The organism is Leptothrix discophora, from assembly GCF_030705305.1.
GTDB lineage: Bacteria > Pseudomonadota > Gammaproteobacteria > Burkholderiales > Burkholderiaceae_C > Sphaerotilus > Sphaerotilus discophorus.
In genome coordinates this window covers 423,295-439,695 of the sequence record NZ_JAUZEE010000002.1, presented here as the reverse complement: position 1 = coordinate 439,695, position 16,401 = coordinate 423,295, and the positions used below count along the sequence as shown (strand labels likewise).

At 71.5% G+C, this 16,401-nt stretch carries 16 protein-coding genes and 1 riboswitch; of the genes, 11 read left to right on the top strand and 5 right to left on the bottom strand.

The window, feature by feature from the left end; translation table 11 throughout:
• Positions 1 to 115: 115 nt before the first annotated feature.
• Together Q8X39_RS05525 and edd are read right to left on the bottom strand one after the other, a co-directional pair.
• Positions 116 to 739, bottom strand: coding sequence for a bifunctional 4-hydroxy-2-oxoglutarate aldolase/2-dehydro-3-deoxy-phosphogluconate aldolase (locus tag Q8X39_RS05525; RefSeq protein ID WP_305748635.1), 624 nt, complete (start codon positions 737 to 739; stop codon positions 116 to 118).
• A 47-nt stretch (positions 740 to 786) separates the two neighbouring features.
• Positions 787 to 2,616 (bottom strand): phosphogluconate dehydratase, encoded by a 1,830-nt coding sequence (gene edd, locus Q8X39_RS05520; protein WP_305748634.1) that lies wholly within the window; start codon positions 2,614 to 2,616, stop codon positions 787 to 789.
• 144 nt (positions 2,617 to 2,760) lie between these two features.
• On the opposite strand from edd, the gene Q8X39_RS05515 reads away from it, so the two are divergent.
• Positions 2,761 to 3,441 carry a gamma-glutamylcyclotransferase gene (locus Q8X39_RS05515; protein ID WP_305748633.1) on the top strand — a complete coding sequence of 227 codons (681 nt, stop codon included), beginning with the start codon at positions 2,761 to 2,763 and terminating at the stop codon, positions 3,439 to 3,441.
• 64 nt (positions 3,442 to 3,505) lie between these two features.
• On the opposite strand, the gene Q8X39_RS05510 is transcribed toward Q8X39_RS05515, so the two are convergent.
• Positions 3,506 to 4,132 (bottom strand): nucleotidyltransferase family protein, encoded by a 627-nt coding sequence (locus tag Q8X39_RS05510; protein WP_305748632.1) that lies wholly within the window; start codon positions 4,130 to 4,132, stop codon positions 3,506 to 3,508.
• 322 nt (positions 4,133 to 4,454) lie between these two features.
• Between Q8X39_RS05510 and pdxH the strand changes: the two genes are divergently transcribed.
• Positions 4,455 to 5,105 (top strand): pyridoxamine 5'-phosphate oxidase, encoded by a 651-nt coding sequence (gene pdxH, locus Q8X39_RS05505; RefSeq protein WP_305748631.1) that lies wholly within the window; start codon positions 4,455 to 4,457, stop codon positions 5,103 to 5,105.
• Here the strand turns inward: pdxH and msrA are convergent, their stop codons facing one another.
• Complete coding sequence (msrA, locus tag Q8X39_RS05500) at positions 5,106 to 5,672, bottom strand: peptide-methionine (S)-S-oxide reductase MsrA (protein WP_305748630.1); 567 nt, start codon at positions 5,670 to 5,672, stop codon at positions 5,106 to 5,108.
• Positions 5,673 to 5,837: 165 nt separating this feature from the next.
• Between msrA and Q8X39_RS05495 the strand changes: the two genes are divergently transcribed.
• On the top strand, positions 5,838 to 6,632 hold the full coding sequence (locus Q8X39_RS05495) for a YdcF family protein (RefSeq protein ID WP_305748629.1): 795 nt from the start codon (positions 5,838 to 5,840) through the stop codon (positions 6,630 to 6,632).
• A gap of 285 nt (positions 6,633 to 6,917) precedes the next feature.
• Here Q8X39_RS05495 and Q8X39_RS05490 read toward each other — a convergent pair whose 3' ends face one another.
• Positions 6,918 to 8,495 (bottom strand): UbiD family decarboxylase domain-containing protein, encoded by a 1,578-nt coding sequence (locus Q8X39_RS05490; RefSeq protein ID WP_305748628.1) that lies wholly within the window; start codon positions 8,493 to 8,495, stop codon positions 6,918 to 6,920.
• A gap of 258 nt (positions 8,496 to 8,753) precedes the next feature.
• Between Q8X39_RS05490 and Q8X39_RS05485 the strand changes: the two genes are divergently transcribed.
• From Q8X39_RS05485 to Q8X39_RS05450, 8 genes are all read left to right on the top strand, one after another.
• A complete protein-coding gene (locus Q8X39_RS05485) occupies positions 8,754 to 9,704 on the top strand; it encodes a lytic transglycosylase domain-containing protein (RefSeq protein WP_305748627.1) in 951 nt (316 codons plus the stop codon).
• A gap of 110 nt (positions 9,705 to 9,814) precedes the next feature.
• A riboswitch (ZMP/ZTP riboswitch) is annotated at positions 9,815 to 9,945 on the top strand.
• A 100-nt stretch (positions 9,946 to 10,045) separates the two neighbouring features.
• Positions 10,046 to 11,296 carry a serine hydroxymethyltransferase gene (glyA, locus tag Q8X39_RS05480; RefSeq protein ID WP_305748626.1) on the top strand — a complete coding sequence of 417 codons (1,251 nt, stop codon included), beginning with the start codon at positions 10,046 to 10,048 and terminating at the stop codon, positions 11,294 to 11,296.
• A 120-nt stretch (positions 11,297 to 11,416) separates the two neighbouring features.
• The gene (nrdR, locus tag Q8X39_RS05475) at positions 11,417 to 11,860 is read left to right on the top strand and encodes a transcriptional regulator NrdR (RefSeq protein ID WP_305748625.1); all 444 of its coding nucleotides are present in this window, start codon (positions 11,417 to 11,419) and stop codon (positions 11,858 to 11,860) included.
• A 122-nt stretch (positions 11,861 to 11,982) separates the two neighbouring features.
• Positions 11,983 to 12,597, top strand: coding sequence for a GspH/FimT family pseudopilin (locus Q8X39_RS05470; protein WP_305748624.1), 615 nt, complete (start codon positions 11,983 to 11,985; stop codon positions 12,595 to 12,597).
• Positions 12,591 to 13,046, top strand: a complete 456-nt coding sequence (locus Q8X39_RS05465; RefSeq protein ID WP_305748623.1) for a type IV pilin protein — start codon at positions 12,591 to 12,593, stop codon at positions 13,044 to 13,046. Before Q8X39_RS05470 ends, Q8X39_RS05465 begins: the two co-directional genes overlap by 7 nt.
• Positions 13,046 to 13,855, top strand: a complete 810-nt coding sequence (locus tag Q8X39_RS05460; RefSeq protein WP_305748622.1) for a prepilin-type N-terminal cleavage/methylation domain-containing protein — start codon at positions 13,046 to 13,048, stop codon at positions 13,853 to 13,855. Before Q8X39_RS05465 ends, Q8X39_RS05460 begins: the two co-directional genes overlap by 1 nt.
• Complete coding sequence (locus tag Q8X39_RS05455; RefSeq protein ID WP_305748621.1) at positions 13,852 to 15,186, top strand: hypothetical protein; 1,335 nt, start codon at positions 13,852 to 13,854, stop codon at positions 15,184 to 15,186. Before Q8X39_RS05460 ends, Q8X39_RS05455 begins: the two co-directional genes overlap by 4 nt.
• A complete protein-coding gene (locus Q8X39_RS05450; protein WP_305748620.1) occupies positions 15,176 to 16,384 on the top strand; it encodes a hypothetical protein in 1,209 nt (402 codons plus the stop codon). Before Q8X39_RS05455 ends, Q8X39_RS05450 begins: the two co-directional genes overlap by 11 nt.
• Positions 16,385 to 16,401: the final 17 nt, after the last annotated feature.

Sequence of the window (16,401 nt, the reverse complement as noted above, 5' to 3'; positions counted from 1 at the left end):
CCCTCGTCTGGCGGGTACGCCAGCCGATCCGCGAAAGGCGTGCCGGCCGCCACGATCGGCGCGGACATGAAAAAAGGCCGGCGCGATGCCGGCCTTCTTCGTGGTGCGGACCGCTTCAGGCGCGCAGCTTGTGCGTGTCGGCCGCGAGTTGTGTGATGCGGGCCCAGTCGCCCGACCTGACCGCATCGGCCGGCGTCAGCCAGGAGCCGCCGCAGACCTTCACGTTGGGCAGCGACAGGAACTGCGGCGCGGTCTCCAGCGTGATGCCGCCGGTGGGGCAGAACACGACGTCGTGGAAGGGGCTGGCGAAGGCCTTCAGCAGGTTCACGCCGCCGACCGCCGTGGCCGGGAACAGCTTGAGGAAGCGGTAGCCGTCGGCGTTGGCCATCATGACCTCGCTGGCGGTCGACACGCCGGGCAGCAGCGGCAGGCCGATGTCCAGGCAGGCGCGGCCGATCTCGGGGGTGTAGCCGGGGCTGACGGCGAACTGGCAGCCGGCGTCCTTGGCAGCCTGCGCATCGGCGATGGAGCGCACCGTGCCGGCGCCGACGATGGCATCGGGCACGCCGGCGATCATGGCCTTGATGCAGTCGAGCGCGGCGGGCGTGCGCAGCGTCACCTCCAGCACCCTGACGCCACCGGCGACCAGCGCGCGGGCCAGCGGCACGGCGTCCTCGACGCGGTCGATGACGATGACGGGGATGACGGGTCCGTGCTGGACGAGATCGAGCGTGTTCATGCGGTGTTTCCTGGGGAAGGTGGGGACGGGTCGGTGCGCGTGCCGGCTCAGAGCCAGCTCACGGCACCTTCCTCGGCGGTGGCGACGTTGCGGCGCATGCCGGCGAACAGTTCGCGGCCCAGGCCGTGGCCGGCGTCGTCGGCCAGCGCGTCGGAGCGGGTCTCGATCTCGCGGGCGGCCCAGGTGGCGGCGTCGACATGGGCATCGAGCGTGCCGGCGACCGCGTCGACGCGCACGACGTCGCCGGTGCGGACCTTGCCAAGCGGACCGCCGCCCAGCACCTCGGGGCTGACGTGGATCGCCGCCGGCACCTTGCCCGACGCACCGCTCATGCGGCCGTCGGTCACCAGCGCGACGCGGTAGCCCTTGTCCTGCAGCACCGCCAGCGGCGGCGTCAGCTTGTGCAGCTCGGGCATGCCGTTGGCCTTGGGGCCCTGGAAGCGCACGACGGCGACGAAGTCGCGCTCCAGTTCGCCCTTCTTGAAGGCGACGTGCAGCGCGTCCTGGCTGTCGAAGACGATGGCCGGTGCCTCGATGACGTGGCGGTCCTCGGGGACCGCGCTGACCTTCATCACGCCGCGGCCGAGGTTGCCCTGCAGCAGCTTGAGGCCGCCGGTGGCGCTGAAGGGCGCGCCGGCCTTGCGAACGATGGACTCGTCACCCGACTCGGCCGGCAGCGGCGTCCAGCCCAGCTGGCCGTCGGCCGCCAGCGCCGGCAGCGTGCCGTAGGCCGCCATGCCACCGTCGGCCACGGTCATGACGTCGCCGTGCAGGCAGCCGCTGTCGAGCAGCTCGCGCAGGACGAAGCCGGGGCCCCCTGCGGCCTGGAACTGGTTCACGTCGGCCTTGCCGTTGGGGTAGACACGGGCCAGCAGCGGCACGTGGGCGGACAGGTCGGAGAAGTCGGTCCAGTCGATCAGGATGCCGGCCGAACGGGCTACCGCGACCCAGTGGATCAGGTGGTTGGTCGAGCCGCCGGTGGCCAGCAGCGCGATCATGGCGTTGACGATGCAGCGCTCGTCGACCAGCTCGCCGATGGGCGTGTAGCGCTGGCCCTTGCGCAGCTTGAGGACCTGGCGCACGGCCTCGCGGGTGAGCTGCTCGCGCAGCTCGGCATGCGGGTGCACGAAGGCCGATCCGGGCACGTGCAGGCCCATGGCCTCCAGCAGCATCTGGTTGCTGTTGGCGGTGCCGTAGAACGTGCAGGTGCCCGCGCCGTGGTAGGCCGCCGACTCGGCCTCGAGCAGCTTGTCGCGCCCGACCAGGCCCTGCGCGAACTGCTCGCGGACCTTGGACTTGTCGCTGTTGGACAGGCCGGTGCTCATCGGGCCGGCCGGCACGAAGACGCACGGCAGGTGGCCGAAGTGCAGCGCGCCGATCAGCAGGCCAGGCACGATCTTGTCGCACACGCCCAGCAGCAGCGCGGCATCGAACACGTCGTGGGTCAGGCCGACGGCGGTCGCCATCGCGATGGTGTCGCGCGAGAACAGGCTCAGCTCCATGCCGGGCAGGCCCTGCGTGACGCCGTCGCACATCGCCGGCACGCCCCCGGCGACCTGGACGGTGGCGCCGTGCTGGCGAGCCTCGTCGCGGATCACGGCCGGGAAGCCCTCGTAGGGCTGGTGGGCCGACAGCATGTCGTTGTAGGCCGTGATGACGCCGATGTTGGGCGCCTTCTCGGCCACGACGCGGAACTTGTCCGAACCGGGCAAGGCGGCAAAGGCGTGGGCAACGTTGGCGCAGCCCATGCGGTCGGCGCCGCGGTCGCGCTGGGCGATCGCGCGGGTGCGGGCGAGGTAGGCCTCGCGGGTGACACGGCTGCGCTCGCGGATGCGCGCGGTGATGTCGCTGATGGGCGCAATGACGGAGGACTTCATCGGGGCTGTGCGGCTGGAAACGGGGCGGAGGGGACCCGGGCTCGGCAGCGATCCGGGCATGAAACCGACGGGTCGATTAGAACGAAACTTAGTTACAGCGTCAAATCAAGGGACGCCGGAAAGGTCTCCGGCGACACTCTTGCCGTGAGCGCGCGAGACCCCTTCCAGAGCCTGCGCCGGGACCCGGGACCGGCCGCCTCGATGCCCTCCCGGACGCAGGTCTGGCAGGACGTCCAGGACCGCCTGGCGCATGGCCACGGCTTCTGGGTCTTCGCCTACGGTTCGCTGATCTGGAAGCCGGCCTTCGAGCCGATGCAGGCGCTGCCGGCGCGGGTCTGGGGCCATCACCGGGCGCTGCGCATGCGCTCGCTGCGCGACCGCGGCACGCCGCATCGGCCCGGGCTGGTGTTCGCGCTGCTGCCCGGCGGCTCCTGCGCGGGCGTGGTCCAGCGGGTGCCGGACGATCAGGCCGAGGCGGTCTTCGAGGCGCTCTGGCTGCGCGAGATGGAAGGCAGTCCCTACCGGCCGCACTGGCTGCGCGCGCAGGCCAGCCAGATGGCGGTCAGCGCCCTCGGCTTCACCCTGCCCGGCCACAGCGAACGCCACGCGCGCGGCATGGACGAGGCCGAGCTGCTCGACATCCTGCGCCACGCACGCGGCCGCCACGGGACGACGCTGGACTACCTGCTCGACACCGCCCGGGCGTTGCAGCAGCACGGCATCCGCGATCCGCAGGTGCAGGCGCTGGTGGCGCTCGCGCGTCGTCACGGTCTGCACGGTCTGCACGGCCTTTCAGGTCCGCCTGGCTCCGGCAGCGCTCGCTGAGTGACGCGGCGTGACGCCGGGTGACGCTGAGTGCTGCTGAACCCTGCTGTACCCCGCCGGACGATCAGACGTCCGCAGCCGGCTCGCGCTGCAAGGCGCGGGCGGCCTCGAGGTCACGCCGGGTGTCGATGTCGACCAGCACGCCCGCGTCGTCGACGTCGATGCCATGGGCCGGGTAGCGGGCCACCAGGCGCCGCGCGCCCTCGTCGCCGCTGAGGCTGATCAGCTCGGTGTACAGCTCGGGCGAGAAGCCCACCGGGTGGCCACGCCGGCCACGGTGCTGCGGGTAGACGACCGGGTACTGGCTCATCGCCTGAGCCACCTTGCGCAGCGTGTCGGGCCGCAGCAGCGGCATGTCGGCCGGCAACACCAGCCAGCCGCGCGCATGGGCCCGCGCCGCGACGCCGCTGGCGATGGTGTAGCCCATGCCCAACGGCTCGCCGGTGTAGGAGCCGACCGGCGGCAGCAGCACGATGTCGCGCGCGGCGATCACCTGCTGGGCCAGCGCCACCAGCGGTGCGGTGGTCACCAGCACCATCGGCAGGCCGCTGGCAACGACCGTCTCGAGCGTGGTCTCGAGCACCGTGCTGGCGCCGAAGGTCTGGGCCAGCTTGTGGCCCTCGCCATCGAAGCGCTGGCCGCGCCCGGCGCCGACCACGACGACGGTCGGCTCGTTGCGGTCGGGGTTCATGATCGTGCGACGCCGTGCCCGTGTGCATCGCGCCAGCGGCGCTGCTCGGGGCACACGCGGGCTTCCCTGATGCGTGCGGTCATGTCTGCTTTCTGGTCCTCGACCGAGCCGGCTTGGCGCGCGTCGGTCCGATGGATCGTCACTGTGCGCGTCGGACCCGTTCTGTCGGAAGTGGTGAGTTCACTTAAGTGCAAGTGCTAGGCGGACAGGACGGCCAGAAAGGGGTCCGGATCGGTGCGCTGGCGCACGTTGTCCGACGGGATCGATTGCAGCGCGATCCCGCAACCGCACGACCCACCAGGCCGATTTCTATACTGCCTGCATGAAGCCCATCGCCGACCTGCGCAAGTCCTACGAACAAGGTGAACTCGACGAGGCCGCCGCCGCCGCGCGCCCCTTGCAGCAGTTCGAGCAGTGGCTCGAACACGCGCTGGCCGCCGGCATCCCCGAGCCCAACGCGATGACGCTGGCCACGGTCGGTGCGGACGGCCGGCCGTCCACCCGCATCGTGCTGATCAAGGGCTGCGACGAGCGCGGCATCGTCTGGTACACCAACTACGACAGCCGCAAGGGACGCGAGCTGGCCGGCAACGCGTTCGCCGCGCTGCAGTTCCACTGGGTCGAACTCGAACGCGTGGTGCGCATCGAGGGCCGCGTCGAACGCGTCAGCGACGAGGAATCCGACGCCTACTACGCCTCGCGGCCGCTCGATTCCCGGCTCGGCGCCTGGGCCTCGCCGCAGAGCCAGGTGATCGCCTCGCGCACGGTGCTGGTCACGAATGCGGCCAAGGCGGCCGTCGAGCACGGCCTGAACCCGCCACGTCCGCCGCATTGGGGCGGCTTCCGGCTGGTGCCCGATCGCTGGGAGTTCTGGCAGGGCCGCAAGTCGCGGCTGCACGATCGGCTGGTCTACCGCCACGACCCTGCGGCGACGCAGACCGGCCAGTGGGTGCGCGAGCGCCTCGCGCCCTGATCAGTCTTCGATCTGCAGGCGCGCGAAGACCTTGCGGAACTTCGCCAGCTTGGGCGCGATGACGTGAGCGCAATAGCCCTGATGGGGATGGCGCTCGTAGTAGCGCTGGTGGTAGGCCTCGGCCGGCCAGTAGTTGGCCTCCTGGAGCAGCTCGGTCACGATCGGCGCCTGCCAGGCCTCGGCGGCTTCGCGCATCACGGCCTGGGCCACCTCGACCTGTTCCGGCGCATGCCAGTAGATGCCTGAGCGGTACTGCGTGCCGACGTCGTGGCCCTGCCGGTTCAGCGTGGTCGGGTCATGCACCGCGAAGAAGATCTGCAGCAGCTCGGACAGGTCGACCTGTGCCGGATCGAAGCGCAGCCGCACCACCTCGGCATGGCCCGTGTCACCCTGGCACACCGCCTCGTAGGTCGGCCGCACGACATGCCCGTTGCAGTAGCCGCTCTCGACCGCCCGCACGCCGCGGACCTGCAGGAAGACCGCCTCGGTGCACCAGAAGCAGCCGCCCCCGAGGGTGATGACGGACTCGGCAGGCGCGGGAAACGGCGGGTCGATCGGTACGGTCATGTCGGGCTCCTGAAAGGACTGCGCCTGTCGGCGGATCGCTCGATGCGCGTGCCGGATTCATCGACCTGACCCGGCATGAACGATGCCGCAGTCAAGGCAGGGATCCGGCTGGCGATGATGCGAGACCAGGCATCTTCGCCCATCTCTCCATTTCCCTGCTTGCCCATGCTCGACCTGCTCGCCGACCTGAAGCCGGTGCTGACCGCCCTGATCCTGCCGCCCGCCAGCCCGTTGCTGGTCGGCCTGGCCGCGCTGGCCGGCCTGCGGCGCTGGCCGCGTGCGTGCACCTGGACGCTGGCGCTCGTGCTGGCTCTGCTGTGGCTGAGCGCCTGCGGGCTCGGCGCGCGCTGGCTGCAGGACCACGTGCTGAAGCCGCCGGCGGCGCTGGACGCCAACGCGCGGGACCTGCTGCAGGTCTCGGCGACTTCGCCGGATGCCGTCGCCATCGTGGTGCTCGGTGCCGGCCGGCGCGCGCAGGACGAGGCCCTCGACGGCGCCAGCGGCCTGACCGAGCAGGGCCTGGAGCGGCTGCGCCACGGCGTCTGGCTGGCCCGGCGCATGACCTGGCCGATCGCCTACAGCGGCGGCATCGGCTGGGCCCAGCGCGAGGGCCCGAGCGAGGCGCAGACCGCCGCGCGCATCGCCCGCGAGGACTTCGGCCTGCCGCTGCGCTGGACCGAGGACCGATCCCGCGACACCCGCGAGAACGCCGCGGCCACGGTCGCGCTGCTGCGTTCGGCCGGCGTGCGCCAGATCGTGCTGGTCACACATGCCTCGCACATGCCGCGCGCGCTGCGGGCCTTCCGGGAAGCCGCGCCGGACCTGCCGGTCACGCCCGCACCGGTCGCCCGCGTGCAACCGGCCGACCGCCCGGTGCTGGACCTGCTGCCCAGCCCGGCCGGCGCACGCGACGTGCACAACCTGCTGCGCGAGTTGCTGGGGCTGTGGGTCGGGGCCTGAAGGGGCGCGGGCCTGGAACGCCCCCAAAAAAGAGATGGCCCGCCGGAAACCAGGGTTTCGCGGCGGGCCGGTGGGGGCACGAGGCCTCCCGTCGGGACTCCGGAGGATCATCGTCCGGGGTCCCTTCCACGCAGAGACTGCGCGGAGGGCAGTGCCTGCCTTCATCGGCAGACGGGTGAACCTTAGCGCCGGGTCCGGGGGGTCGCAACCCAAGCGTTTCGATCGACGGCCGCGCCGTCATCGATGACGCTCAATTGACAGCGCCGACGCAAGGTCATCGAACCGTCACGGCGCCGGGCGGCCGGCCTGCAGGCGGGTCCACAGCGCGTCCATGCGCTGGCTCACGTCGCGGTCCATCGTGATGGTGCGGCCCCATTCACGGTGGGTCTCGCCGGGCCACTTGTTGGTCGCATCCAGCCCCATCTTGCCGCCCAGGCCCGACACCGGCGAGGCGAAGTCGAGGTAGTCGATCGGCGTGTGCTCGACCAGCGTGGTGTCGCGCACCGGGTCCATCCGGGTGGTGATGGCCCAGATCACCTCCTGCCAGGAACGCACGTCGATATCGTCGTCGACCACGACGATGAACTTCGTGTACATGAACTGGCGCAGGTAGCTCCACAGCCCGAACATCAGCCGCTTGGCGTGGCCGGGGTAGCTCTTGCGGATGCTGATGACCGCCATGCGGTAGCTGCAACCTTCGGGCGGCAGGTAGAAGTCGACGATCTCCGGAAACTGCTTCTGCAGGATCGGCACGAAGACCTCGTTGAGGGCCACGCCCAGCACGGCCGGCTCGTCGGGCGGCTTGCCGGTGTAGGTCGAGTGGTAGATGGCATTGTCGCGCATCGTCAGCCGGTCGATCCGGAAGACCGGGAACCAGTCCTGCTCGTTGTAGTAGCCGGTGTGGTCACCGTAGGGGCCTTCGAGCGCGTGCAGGTAGCCACCGCGCTCGGCCAGCGGCACGCCGTGGTCGCTGACGCCGGTCCAGCCAGGTTCGGCGGTCGGGATGTGGCCTTCGAGCACCATCTCGGCGGTGGCGGGCACCTGCAGCTTCAGGTCACCTTCGCCGACCGAGGACGCCGCCAGCTCGGTGCGGGCGCCGCGCAGCAGGCCGGCGAACTGGTATTCGGACAGGCTGTCGGGCACCGGCGTGACGGCCCCGAGCGTGGTCGCCGGATCGGCGCCCAGCGCCACCGCGATCGGGAAGGGCTGGCCGGGGTTGGCGCGGGCGAAGTCGCGGAAGTCGAGCGCGCCGCCGCGATGGGCCAGCCAGCGCATGATCACCTCGCGACGGCCGATCACCTGTTGACGGTAGATGCCCAGGTTCTGGCGCAACCGCGGCCGCGGCACCGACTGCGGGCCGCGCGTGATGACCAGTCCCCAGGTGATCAGCGGCGCGACGTCGCCCGGCCAGCAGTGCTGCACCGGCAGGTCGGCCAGGTCGATGTCCGAGCCCTCGACGATGACCTGCTGGCAGACCGGGTGGCGCACCGTCGACGGCTTCATGTCCCACACCGTCTTGGCCATCTGGATCAGCCGGCCGGCATCCTTCAGCCCACGCGGCGGCTCAGGTTCCTTGAGGCTGGCCAGCAGGTGACCGATGTCGCGCAGGGCGGCGACGCTGTCGGCCCCCATGCCCAGCGCGACCCGCTCGGGCGTGCCGAACAGGTTGGTGAGCACCGGGGCCTGAAAGCGTTTGTGACCGTTGCATGGCACGCGAAACAGCAGCGCCGGCCCGCCGGCCCGCAGCACCTGGTCCGACAGGGCGGTCATCTCGAGGTGGGTCGAGACGGGATCCCCCACATCGAGCAGTTTTTCACGCTGCCGGAGGAGTTCGAGAAAGCCGCGGAGATCTGGGTACTTCATCACAATTCGGGATAAGAGATCAAAGTCTCATAGTTGACCGGTTATTTGGGCGGTGCATAGAATCCGCCCCGTTCAACCGGCCTGGGGTTTTCACCAGTACAGCACCCCCGGCCACTCGACCCCGCCGCACCTGAGCCCTGTGCGCATCGCCGGCTCAGTTCCAGCAGTCCCAAGCGGCGGGATTATCGAGGTGCCAGCCCAGCCACCCCTCCGGCTGTGATTCGCTGGGCACCTCGCCTGTGAACCGAAAGGAGTGTCATGTCCACATTCCGATCCTGGGCACAGCTGCGCGAGTGCGTTCTCGCATCGACGCGGGTGTTTCTTGCAGATCTGGGTCACGGCCTTCTGGCCGTGGGTCACAACAGTCTGGCCGTGCTCGGTCTGGCCGTGCTGAGTGCCACCTTCGTGGTGGGTGGTCGCGCCGATGTCCGCGGCACGCTCGAGGCGCAAGCGCTCGACTGGCTCCTGCAGCGTCAGGAAGCCCGTTCGACCGACGCCGGCGACCTGTTCGACCACGGCGACCTGTCGGCCGTCGATCGCGCCACCGCGGTCGACCCGTCGGAACTCAACCGGCAGCAGTCCGTGGTCGCGAACTGGCTGTCGCGCCGCTACCGCGTCGCACCGGAGCCGGTCGCCCGGCTGGTGCAGGAGTCCTGGAGCCTGGGCCGCCGGGTAGGCCTGGAGCCGACGCTGATCCTGGCCATCGTCGCGGTCGAGTCGAGCTTCAATCCCTTCGCCCAGAGTTCGGTGGGCGCCCAGGGCCTGATGCAGGTCATGACCCGCGTCCACGATGACAAGTACGAGGCCTTCGGCGGCAACCACGCGGCCTTCGACCCGCTGACCAACCTTCGCGTCGGCGTGCAGGTGCTCAAGGACTGCATCGCCACGGCCGGTTCGGTCGAAGGCGGCCTGCGCCACTACGTCGGCGCGGCCAACCTGTCCGACGACGGCGGCTACGCCTTCAAGGTCATGGCCGAGCAGGAGTTCATGACCCAGCTGCTGCAAGGCCGCTCGGTGCCGCCGACCGCGCGCCTGCCGGTGCCGCCGGTGGCCACGGCCCAGACCGCTCCGGCGGTCGAGCCCGAGTTGCCCCCGGCCCAGGCGCCGGCCGGCAAGGCTGCGGTCAAGCCAGCCCCGGTCAAGGCCGCCAAGACGGCCAAGATCGCCGGCGCCGGCAGCACCGGCGCGCAGGTCGCCCTGGTGCAGTGACGCCTTGACGAGCCGGCCGGACGCCCTCGGCGCGCCGGCACCGATCGTCTCCGGCCCCCGCCCCGCGGGCGCGCCGGAGGGGTCGAAAAAACCCTCCTTCCGCTACACTCGTCCCGCCACGCAACTGGCGTTCAAGGGCCGCGCAACGCGGTCCGAGGTGGGTCACCACCAGGGAGCGTGGACCGCAGCGACCCAAGTTCTTGGGACCTGCCGGTTTCCGCCGTGCGCCTGGGCAACCTCCTCCACGTCAGCTCCGTCGACTCCGATGCCTGGTCATCGGTCGAGCCGATGGACGTTGCCGTCGGTCGAGGGCCAGCAACCCTAGACATCGGACCGCCCACATGTTTGACCGCGCCACCCACACCCTGGCAGCCATCGATCCCGAACTCACCGCCGCGATGGACGCCGAAGTCGTCCGCCAGGAAGAGCACATCGAGCTGATCGCCTCGGAAAACTACACCTCGCCGGCCGTCATGGCCGCGCAGGGCTCGCAGCTGACCAACAAGTACGCCGAGGGCTATCCCGGCAAGCGCTACTACGGTGGCTGCGAATACGTCGACGTGGTCGAGCAACTCGCCATCGACCGCGCCAAGAAGCTGTTCGGTGCCGAGCATGCCAACGTGCAGCCGAACTCCGGCTCGCAGGCCAACCAGGCCGTGTTCTTCGGCCTGCTTCAGCCGGGCGACACCATCATGGGCCTGAGCCTGGCCGAAGGCGGCCACCTGACCCACGGCATGCCGCTGAACATGTCGGGCAAATGGTTCAAGGTCGTCAGCTACGGCCTGAACGCCCAGGAAGACATCGACTACGACGCGATGGAGCGGCTGGCCCACGAGCACAAGCCCAAGCTCATCATCGCGGGCGCCTCGGCCTTCGCGCTGCGCATCGACTTCGAGCGCTTCGCCGCGGTCGCCAAGGCCGTCGGCGCCTACTTCATGGTCGACATGGCCCACTACGCCGGCCTGATCGCCGCGGGCGTCTACCCCAACCCGGTGCCGCATGCCGATGTCGTCACCACGACCACCCACAAGACCCTGCGCGGCCCGCGCGGCGGTCTGATCCTGATGCGTGGCGACGAGGTCGCCAAGAAGATCAACAGCGCGATCTTCCCGGGCATCCAGGGTGGCCCGCTGATGCACGTCATCGCCGGCAAGGCCGTGGCCTTCCAGGAGGCCCTGCAGCCCGAGTTCAAGGCCTACCAGGAACAGGTCGTCAAGAATGCCGCCGTCATGGCCGAGACCCTGACCCAGCGCGGCCTGCGCATCGTCTCGGGCCGCACCGAGAGCCACGTGATGCTGGTCGACCTGCGACCCAAGGGCCTGACCGGCAAGGAAGCCGAGGCGCTGCTGGGCCGTGCCCACATGACCTGCAACAAGAACGGCATCCCCAACGACCCGCAGAAGCCGATGGTGACCAGCGGCATCCGCCTGGGCTCGCCGGCCATGACCACCCGCGGCTTCAAGGAAGACCAGGCCCGCCGGGTCGCCAACCTGATCGCCGACGTGCTGGAAGCGCCGAACGACGAGGCCGTGATCGAGCGGGTGAAAGGCCAGGTGGCCCAACTGACCCGCGATTTCCCCGTGTACCGATGAGCCCCCAGGCTCGCAGCTGCGCCGCTTCGCCACCCCCCGCGGGGGCTCCGGCCGCCTTGGGGCGGCCCGGCGGCGGCCGGATGACGATGAGCCCCCAGGCTCCCGGCCACTGAACGAGTGATGCGCTGCCCCTACTGCGCCCACGAGGAAACCACCGTCGTCGAGACCCGCGAGTCCGACGAGGGTGATGCCGTGCGGCGGCGACGCCGCTGCAGTGCCTGCGACAAGCGCTTCACCACCTACGAACGCGCCGAGCTGGCGATGCCGGCGGTGGTCAAGAAGAACGGCGACCGGCGCGAGTTCGACCGCGAGAAGCTGCGCGCCTCGATGAGCCTGGCGCTGCGCAAGCGCAATGTCAGCGTCGACCTGATCGACGCGGCCATCGCCCGCATCGAGGACAAGCTCTTCACCAGCGGCTCCAGCGAGGTCACCACCTCGCGCATCGGCGAGCTGGTGATGCGCGAGCTCAAGCGCATGGACAAGGTCGCCTACGTGCGCTTCGCCTCGGTCTACCGCGAGTTCGAGGACATCGACGCCTTCAGCCGGCTGATCAAGGAAATCTGATCGGACCGGCGCCCGCCGCGCCTCCCCTCCGATGGGGGTAGGCGCGCGCGGGGCTCCCTCTCCGTGGGGAGACGACTTCCCGGTACCCGCAAGCAGACTGGCCCGGTCCGAGACCGCCCGCCATGTCCTGCCACCTGCCCCCCCTCCTGCCCAAGCTCGCCGCGCCCGTTCCCGCCCACGGCGGTGCGTCATGCCGACGTGGCCATACGCTGATCGAGGCGCTGCTGGTGCTCGCGGTGATTGGCCTGTTGCTGGGTGCCCTGCGACCGGGCTGGCAGGAGCACCTCGCGCGGCGCCGCGTCGAGGCCGCCTCGGCCCAGCTGCAGGCCGACCTTGACCTGCTGCGTGCGGCCGCCATCGCTCAGAACGAGGGCCTGCGCTTGACCTTCCGCAGCAGCGCCGCCGGCAGCTGCTACCTGCTGCACAGCGGCGAGGCCGACCGCTGCGCCTGTGACGCCGACGGACAAGGCGTCCTCATGCCTCGCTGCGAACACGGCGCGCGCTTGTTGCAGGCCCGTACCTGGCGACCGACCGAGCTGACCTTGCAGGCCAACATCTCCAGCCTTCGGGTCGATCCGCGCCAGGGCAGCGTCAGCCCGAGCGGCAGCATCGAGCTGCGCGGCCCCGGCCTGCCGGCGCTGCGCCACGTCGTCAACCTGCTCGGGCGCGTGCGCCTGTGCAGCGTCACCGGCGGTGACCCGTCCTTGCCGCGCTGGCGCGGGGTGGTGTCGTGCTGAGACGCGCCATCGGCTGGAGCCTGGTCGAGCTGATGGTCGGGCTGGCGTTGCTGGGCATCCTCTCGACCCTGGCCTGGCCCAGCTACGACGGCCAGATCAAGCGCTTGCGCCGCAGCGACGCACACGTGGCGCTCGCCCGGCTGCAGCAGGCCCAGGAACAGCACCGAAGCCGGTCGCCGGCCTATGCCGACACGCTCGGCAGCGACGGACTCGGCCTGCCGGACCTCAGCGACGCCGGCCACTACCGGCTGTCGATCGGGCTGGACCCGGCGCGGGCGGCCACGGCCTACACCGTGCAGGCCATGGCGATCGGGCGGCAGGCCGACGACCAGCCATGCCAGCGGATGGCCATCGAGGTGGACCGCGGCCAGCTGCGCCGGCGCTCCGGACCGAGCGAGCACCTGGACAACGACAGCGACGGCAACCGCCGCTGCTGGGGCAGCTGGTAATGCGCCGGACTCGTTCAGGGCCGATCATCCGCAAGACCGCTGCAGGCCTGACGCTGATCGAGCTGGTGGTCGCGCTGGCACTCGGCCTGCTGCTGGTCGGCGCGGCCGCCACGCTGCTGCTGGCGCGGCTGGACGCCCAGCGACGCCTGCTCGCCGACGTCCGCCTCGGCCTGGCGCTGGACACGGTCGCCGACCTGGCCGCTCGCGAGCTGCGTCGCGCCGGTCACTGGGGGCGGGCCGATGACGCGCGGGTGCCGGTCGACACGGTCGGCGCTCCCGAACCACCGGCCATGCCGCCCGCGAATCCGCATGCCGCGATGCAGCCAGCGGCCCCGGCGGAGATCGACGGCAGCCCCGTCACCGCGACGACCGAGACCCGCGTTCCGGCCTGGAGCTACGGCCGCGCCAGCACCGACCACCCGGATCTGCGCGAGGACATGGCCCGTGACCCGGACGAGACCGGCGCCCTGCGGTTGAACGCCTCGACCCAGGCGCTGGACCTGCGCCAGTCCGGGCCGTCGCTGCTGCCGGGCGCGGGCGACAACTGGCAAGCCCTGACCGATCCCCAGCGCCTGCGCATCACGCACTGGCAGGTCAGCCGCAGCGATCGGATCCTGGACCTGCGGGCGGACTGCCCTCCGCCGCGCGGTACCGGCGGCGACACGCCCGGTCCACCGAAGCTGGTGATCCGGCGGCTGACGCTGGACCTGGTCGGGCACGACCCTGCCGCACCCGATCGCCCGCAACGCCGCAGCCGGACCGTGCGCGTGCGCAACGACGAGTTACGCGGCCAGTGCCCCGCGCCATGACGGCCGCCGCTCGATGCCGGCACCCGGCCCGTCCCGGCCAGACCGGCGCCGGCAGCCTGCCGGTGCTGCTGTTGCTGTTGCTGGGCCTGCTGCTGTTCCTGCTGCACAGCCAGCAGGCGCTGATCGGGCGGACACGTCGGGTCGCCCTTGAGGTGCGCGGCGCCAGCGCCCACGAGGCCGCCGAAGCCGGCCTGGCCTGGGCCGTCGCCCACCTGAATCACCCAGGCGGGCTCGACGGCAACGGCCGCGCCCCGTCCGAGGCTGACCTGTCCGATCCGGCTGCCGCCCTGGCATTGCTGCCGGCCCGTGAGCGGCTGCTGAACTGGCCCACCCCCGCCGCGCCGCTGCCGCGCCACGACAACGCCGCGCTGGCCTGCGTCGACGGCGAGCACGACTGGATCTGCCGCTGGGCGACCAGCCTCACCGTCGCGGCAACGCCGCCCTCGCCGACCGGATCGGCCTTGGCACCGGCGGACGGCCGACCTCACGCCGGCTGGACCTTGCAGCTGCAGGCCGGGCCCGCGTCGGGAACCTTGACGCTGCGCGTGGCCGCCTGCAGTCACGCCAGCGACGATTGCGGCACCGACCCGGCCGGCGATGACTTCGTGCCGGAGGCCCGACGGCGCGTGAGCACGACCTTGACGCTGCTGGCCGATGTGGCCCACCTGCCCGACGCGGCGCTGGCGGCCGGCGGCCTGGTCGTGCTCGGCTCGGGCAGCCGGGTCATCCAGGGAGAAGCCGGCCAGACCGGCGCCTCGGTCGAATCGGGCGCCGAGATCGTGCAGGCCACCGGCAGCTCGGTGCAGGGTCTGCCCGGTCGTCCGGCCGGCGATTCGGTGCAGGCCGACATCGCCGCCCTGCGCAACCCGGCGGCGCGCTGGTGGCACCACTTCCACGCCACGCCGGACCTCCTGCGCAGCCTGCCCAGCCTGCGCCATGTGGCCTGCCCGGAGGGTGGCTGCACGGGCGCGCACCTGAAGGCCGCTGTCGCCGACGGCAGCCGCGTGCTCTGGGTCGACGGCAGCCTCCAGCTCGATGGCGGCCGCTGGGGCAGCGCCGAGCGGCCGCTGCTGCTGATCGTCGACGGCGCGACGCGGCTGCGCGGGCCGGTCGAGGCCGACGGCTGGCTGATCACGGCGTCGCTGGACTGGCAGGCCGATGCCCTCGACGCGGCGCGCGCACGCTGGCTGGGCGCGATCAGCAGCTGGGGCGAGGCGAGGCTGGACGGCTCGCTCGACCTGGTCCACCGCCCGTCCACCCTGGCCCGGCTGCGTGGCGCGGTCGGCACCTGGACCGTGCTGCCCGGCAGCTGGCGTGACCATGGCCCCTGAACGGCGTGTGCGGCCCGCCGGCATCGGGCTGGTCGAGGTCCTGGTCGCGCTGCTGGTGCTGAGCGTCGCGCTCGGCGCGCTGATGCGCCTGCAGACGCTGATGGAGACCGGCGCCGAACTCGATCGCCAGCGGGTCGAGGCGCTGGCACTGGCGCAATCCCTGCACGAGGACCTGCGCGCGGGGCTGTCGATCGACGCAACTGAACCGGGCGATGCGGCCCCGGTGTCGCCTTTCCTGCTCAGCCACGAGGACCGGCCCGCCGACCCGGCCGGCATGCCCGAGTTGCGCGACCGGCGCACCGTGCTCGGCTGGACCGACCGGCTGGGCGTGGCGCAGACCCTGGCGCTGCACACCCTGATGAACGCCCGGCCAGCGCACGAGGCCCGGCTGTCCGCGCTGGCGCTGCTGGCGCGCGCACCGGCCATGCTCGATGTCGCGGGACGGCCGCTGGCCAGGCCCCGGCAGGCCCTGATCCCGCGCAGCGCCGTCCCGCTGGGCGATGGCCGCAGCGCCTGGCAACCGCACAAGGATCTGCCCGAGGTCTGGTTGATCGACGACGCCAGCGGCGCGGTGGTCGCCCGTTGCGGCGGCCTGACGACCCGGCCATCGACCGTCGCCGAAGCCAGCGACTGCGTCGCCTACGGCGGCCAGCTGCTGGGCGGCGTGGTGCGCTTCGCCACCGACCTCGCGCATCCTGGCCCGGCCGAGGCCGAGAACCCGCTGTCGGCCGCCTTGCCGATGGGTTTCGAGATGCGTCCGGCCACCGCCTCCGCCTCCGCGCCGGAAACCCGCTGCGAGCACGACGCACCGGCGTCCGTCCCAGACCCGGCCGTGCTGTCGGCGCCGGGCGTCGTGCGCTACCTGTGCGTGGTCGCCACCAGCGGCACATCGTTGACCTGGTCCGGGCGGCTGGAGATCGTGCCGGTCGGCTGGACGATCGGCAGCGTCGACAGCCTGCCGCCGGACGCGCCAGCGCGGCGGGTCTGCCGCTACAGCGCCGACCATGACCACGACGGCCGCATCGGCAACGCCGAGCATCCGGCGATCTACCTCGCGGTCGACGGCCCGCTGGGCGACCAGAACTTCCTCGTCGTGCTGGCCGGCGCCGAATGCCCTCGGGACACCGCCTCCGGGCCGCCCGGCTCGGCCGCGATGAGCTGGGTGGACCACTCGACCGTGCGCCACCAGCCGCCCTGAACACCCGTCCACGGGCT

Coding starts and splice junctions, on each gene's coding strand:
- Q8X39_RS05450 (WP_305748620.1), top strand. CDS start 15,176: ATGGCCCCTGAACGGCGTGTGCGGCCCGCCGGCATCGGGCTGGTCGAG.
- Q8X39_RS05525 (WP_305748635.1), bottom strand. CDS start 739: ATGAACACGCTCGATCTCGTCCAGCACGGACCCGTCATCCCCGTCATC.
- Q8X39_RS05455 (WP_305748621.1), top strand. CDS start 13,852: ATGACGGCCGCCGCTCGATGCCGGCACCCGGCCCGTCCCGGCCAGACC.
- glyA (WP_305748626.1), top strand. CDS start 10,046: ATGTTTGACCGCGCCACCCACACCCTGGCAGCCATCGATCCCGAACTC.
- msrA (WP_305748630.1), bottom strand. CDS start 5,672: ATGACCGTACCGATCGACCCGCCGTTTCCCGCGCCTGCCGAGTCCGTC.
- Q8X39_RS05485 (WP_305748627.1), top strand. CDS start 8,754: ATGTCCACATTCCGATCCTGGGCACAGCTGCGCGAGTGCGTTCTCGCA.
- nrdR (WP_305748625.1), top strand. CDS start 11,417: ATGCGCTGCCCCTACTGCGCCCACGAGGAAACCACCGTCGTCGAGACC.
- Q8X39_RS05490 (WP_305748628.1), bottom strand. CDS start 8,495: ATGAAGTACCCAGATCTCCGCGGCTTTCTCGAACTCCTCCGGCAGCGT.
- Q8X39_RS05460 (WP_305748622.1), top strand. CDS start 13,046: ATGCGCCGGACTCGTTCAGGGCCGATCATCCGCAAGACCGCTGCAGGC.
- edd (WP_305748634.1), bottom strand. CDS start 2,616: ATGAAGTCCTCCGTCATTGCGCCCATCAGCGACATCACCGCGCGCATC.
- Q8X39_RS05495 (WP_305748629.1), top strand. CDS start 5,838: ATGCTCGACCTGCTCGCCGACCTGAAGCCGGTGCTGACCGCCCTGATC.
- Q8X39_RS05510 (WP_305748632.1), bottom strand. CDS start 4,132: ATGAACCCCGACCGCAACGAGCCGACCGTCGTCGTGGTCGGCGCCGGG.
- Q8X39_RS05470 (WP_305748624.1), top strand. CDS start 11,983: ATGTCCTGCCACCTGCCCCCCCTCCTGCCCAAGCTCGCCGCGCCCGTT.
- pdxH (WP_305748631.1), top strand. CDS start 4,455: ATGAAGCCCATCGCCGACCTGCGCAAGTCCTACGAACAAGGTGAACTC.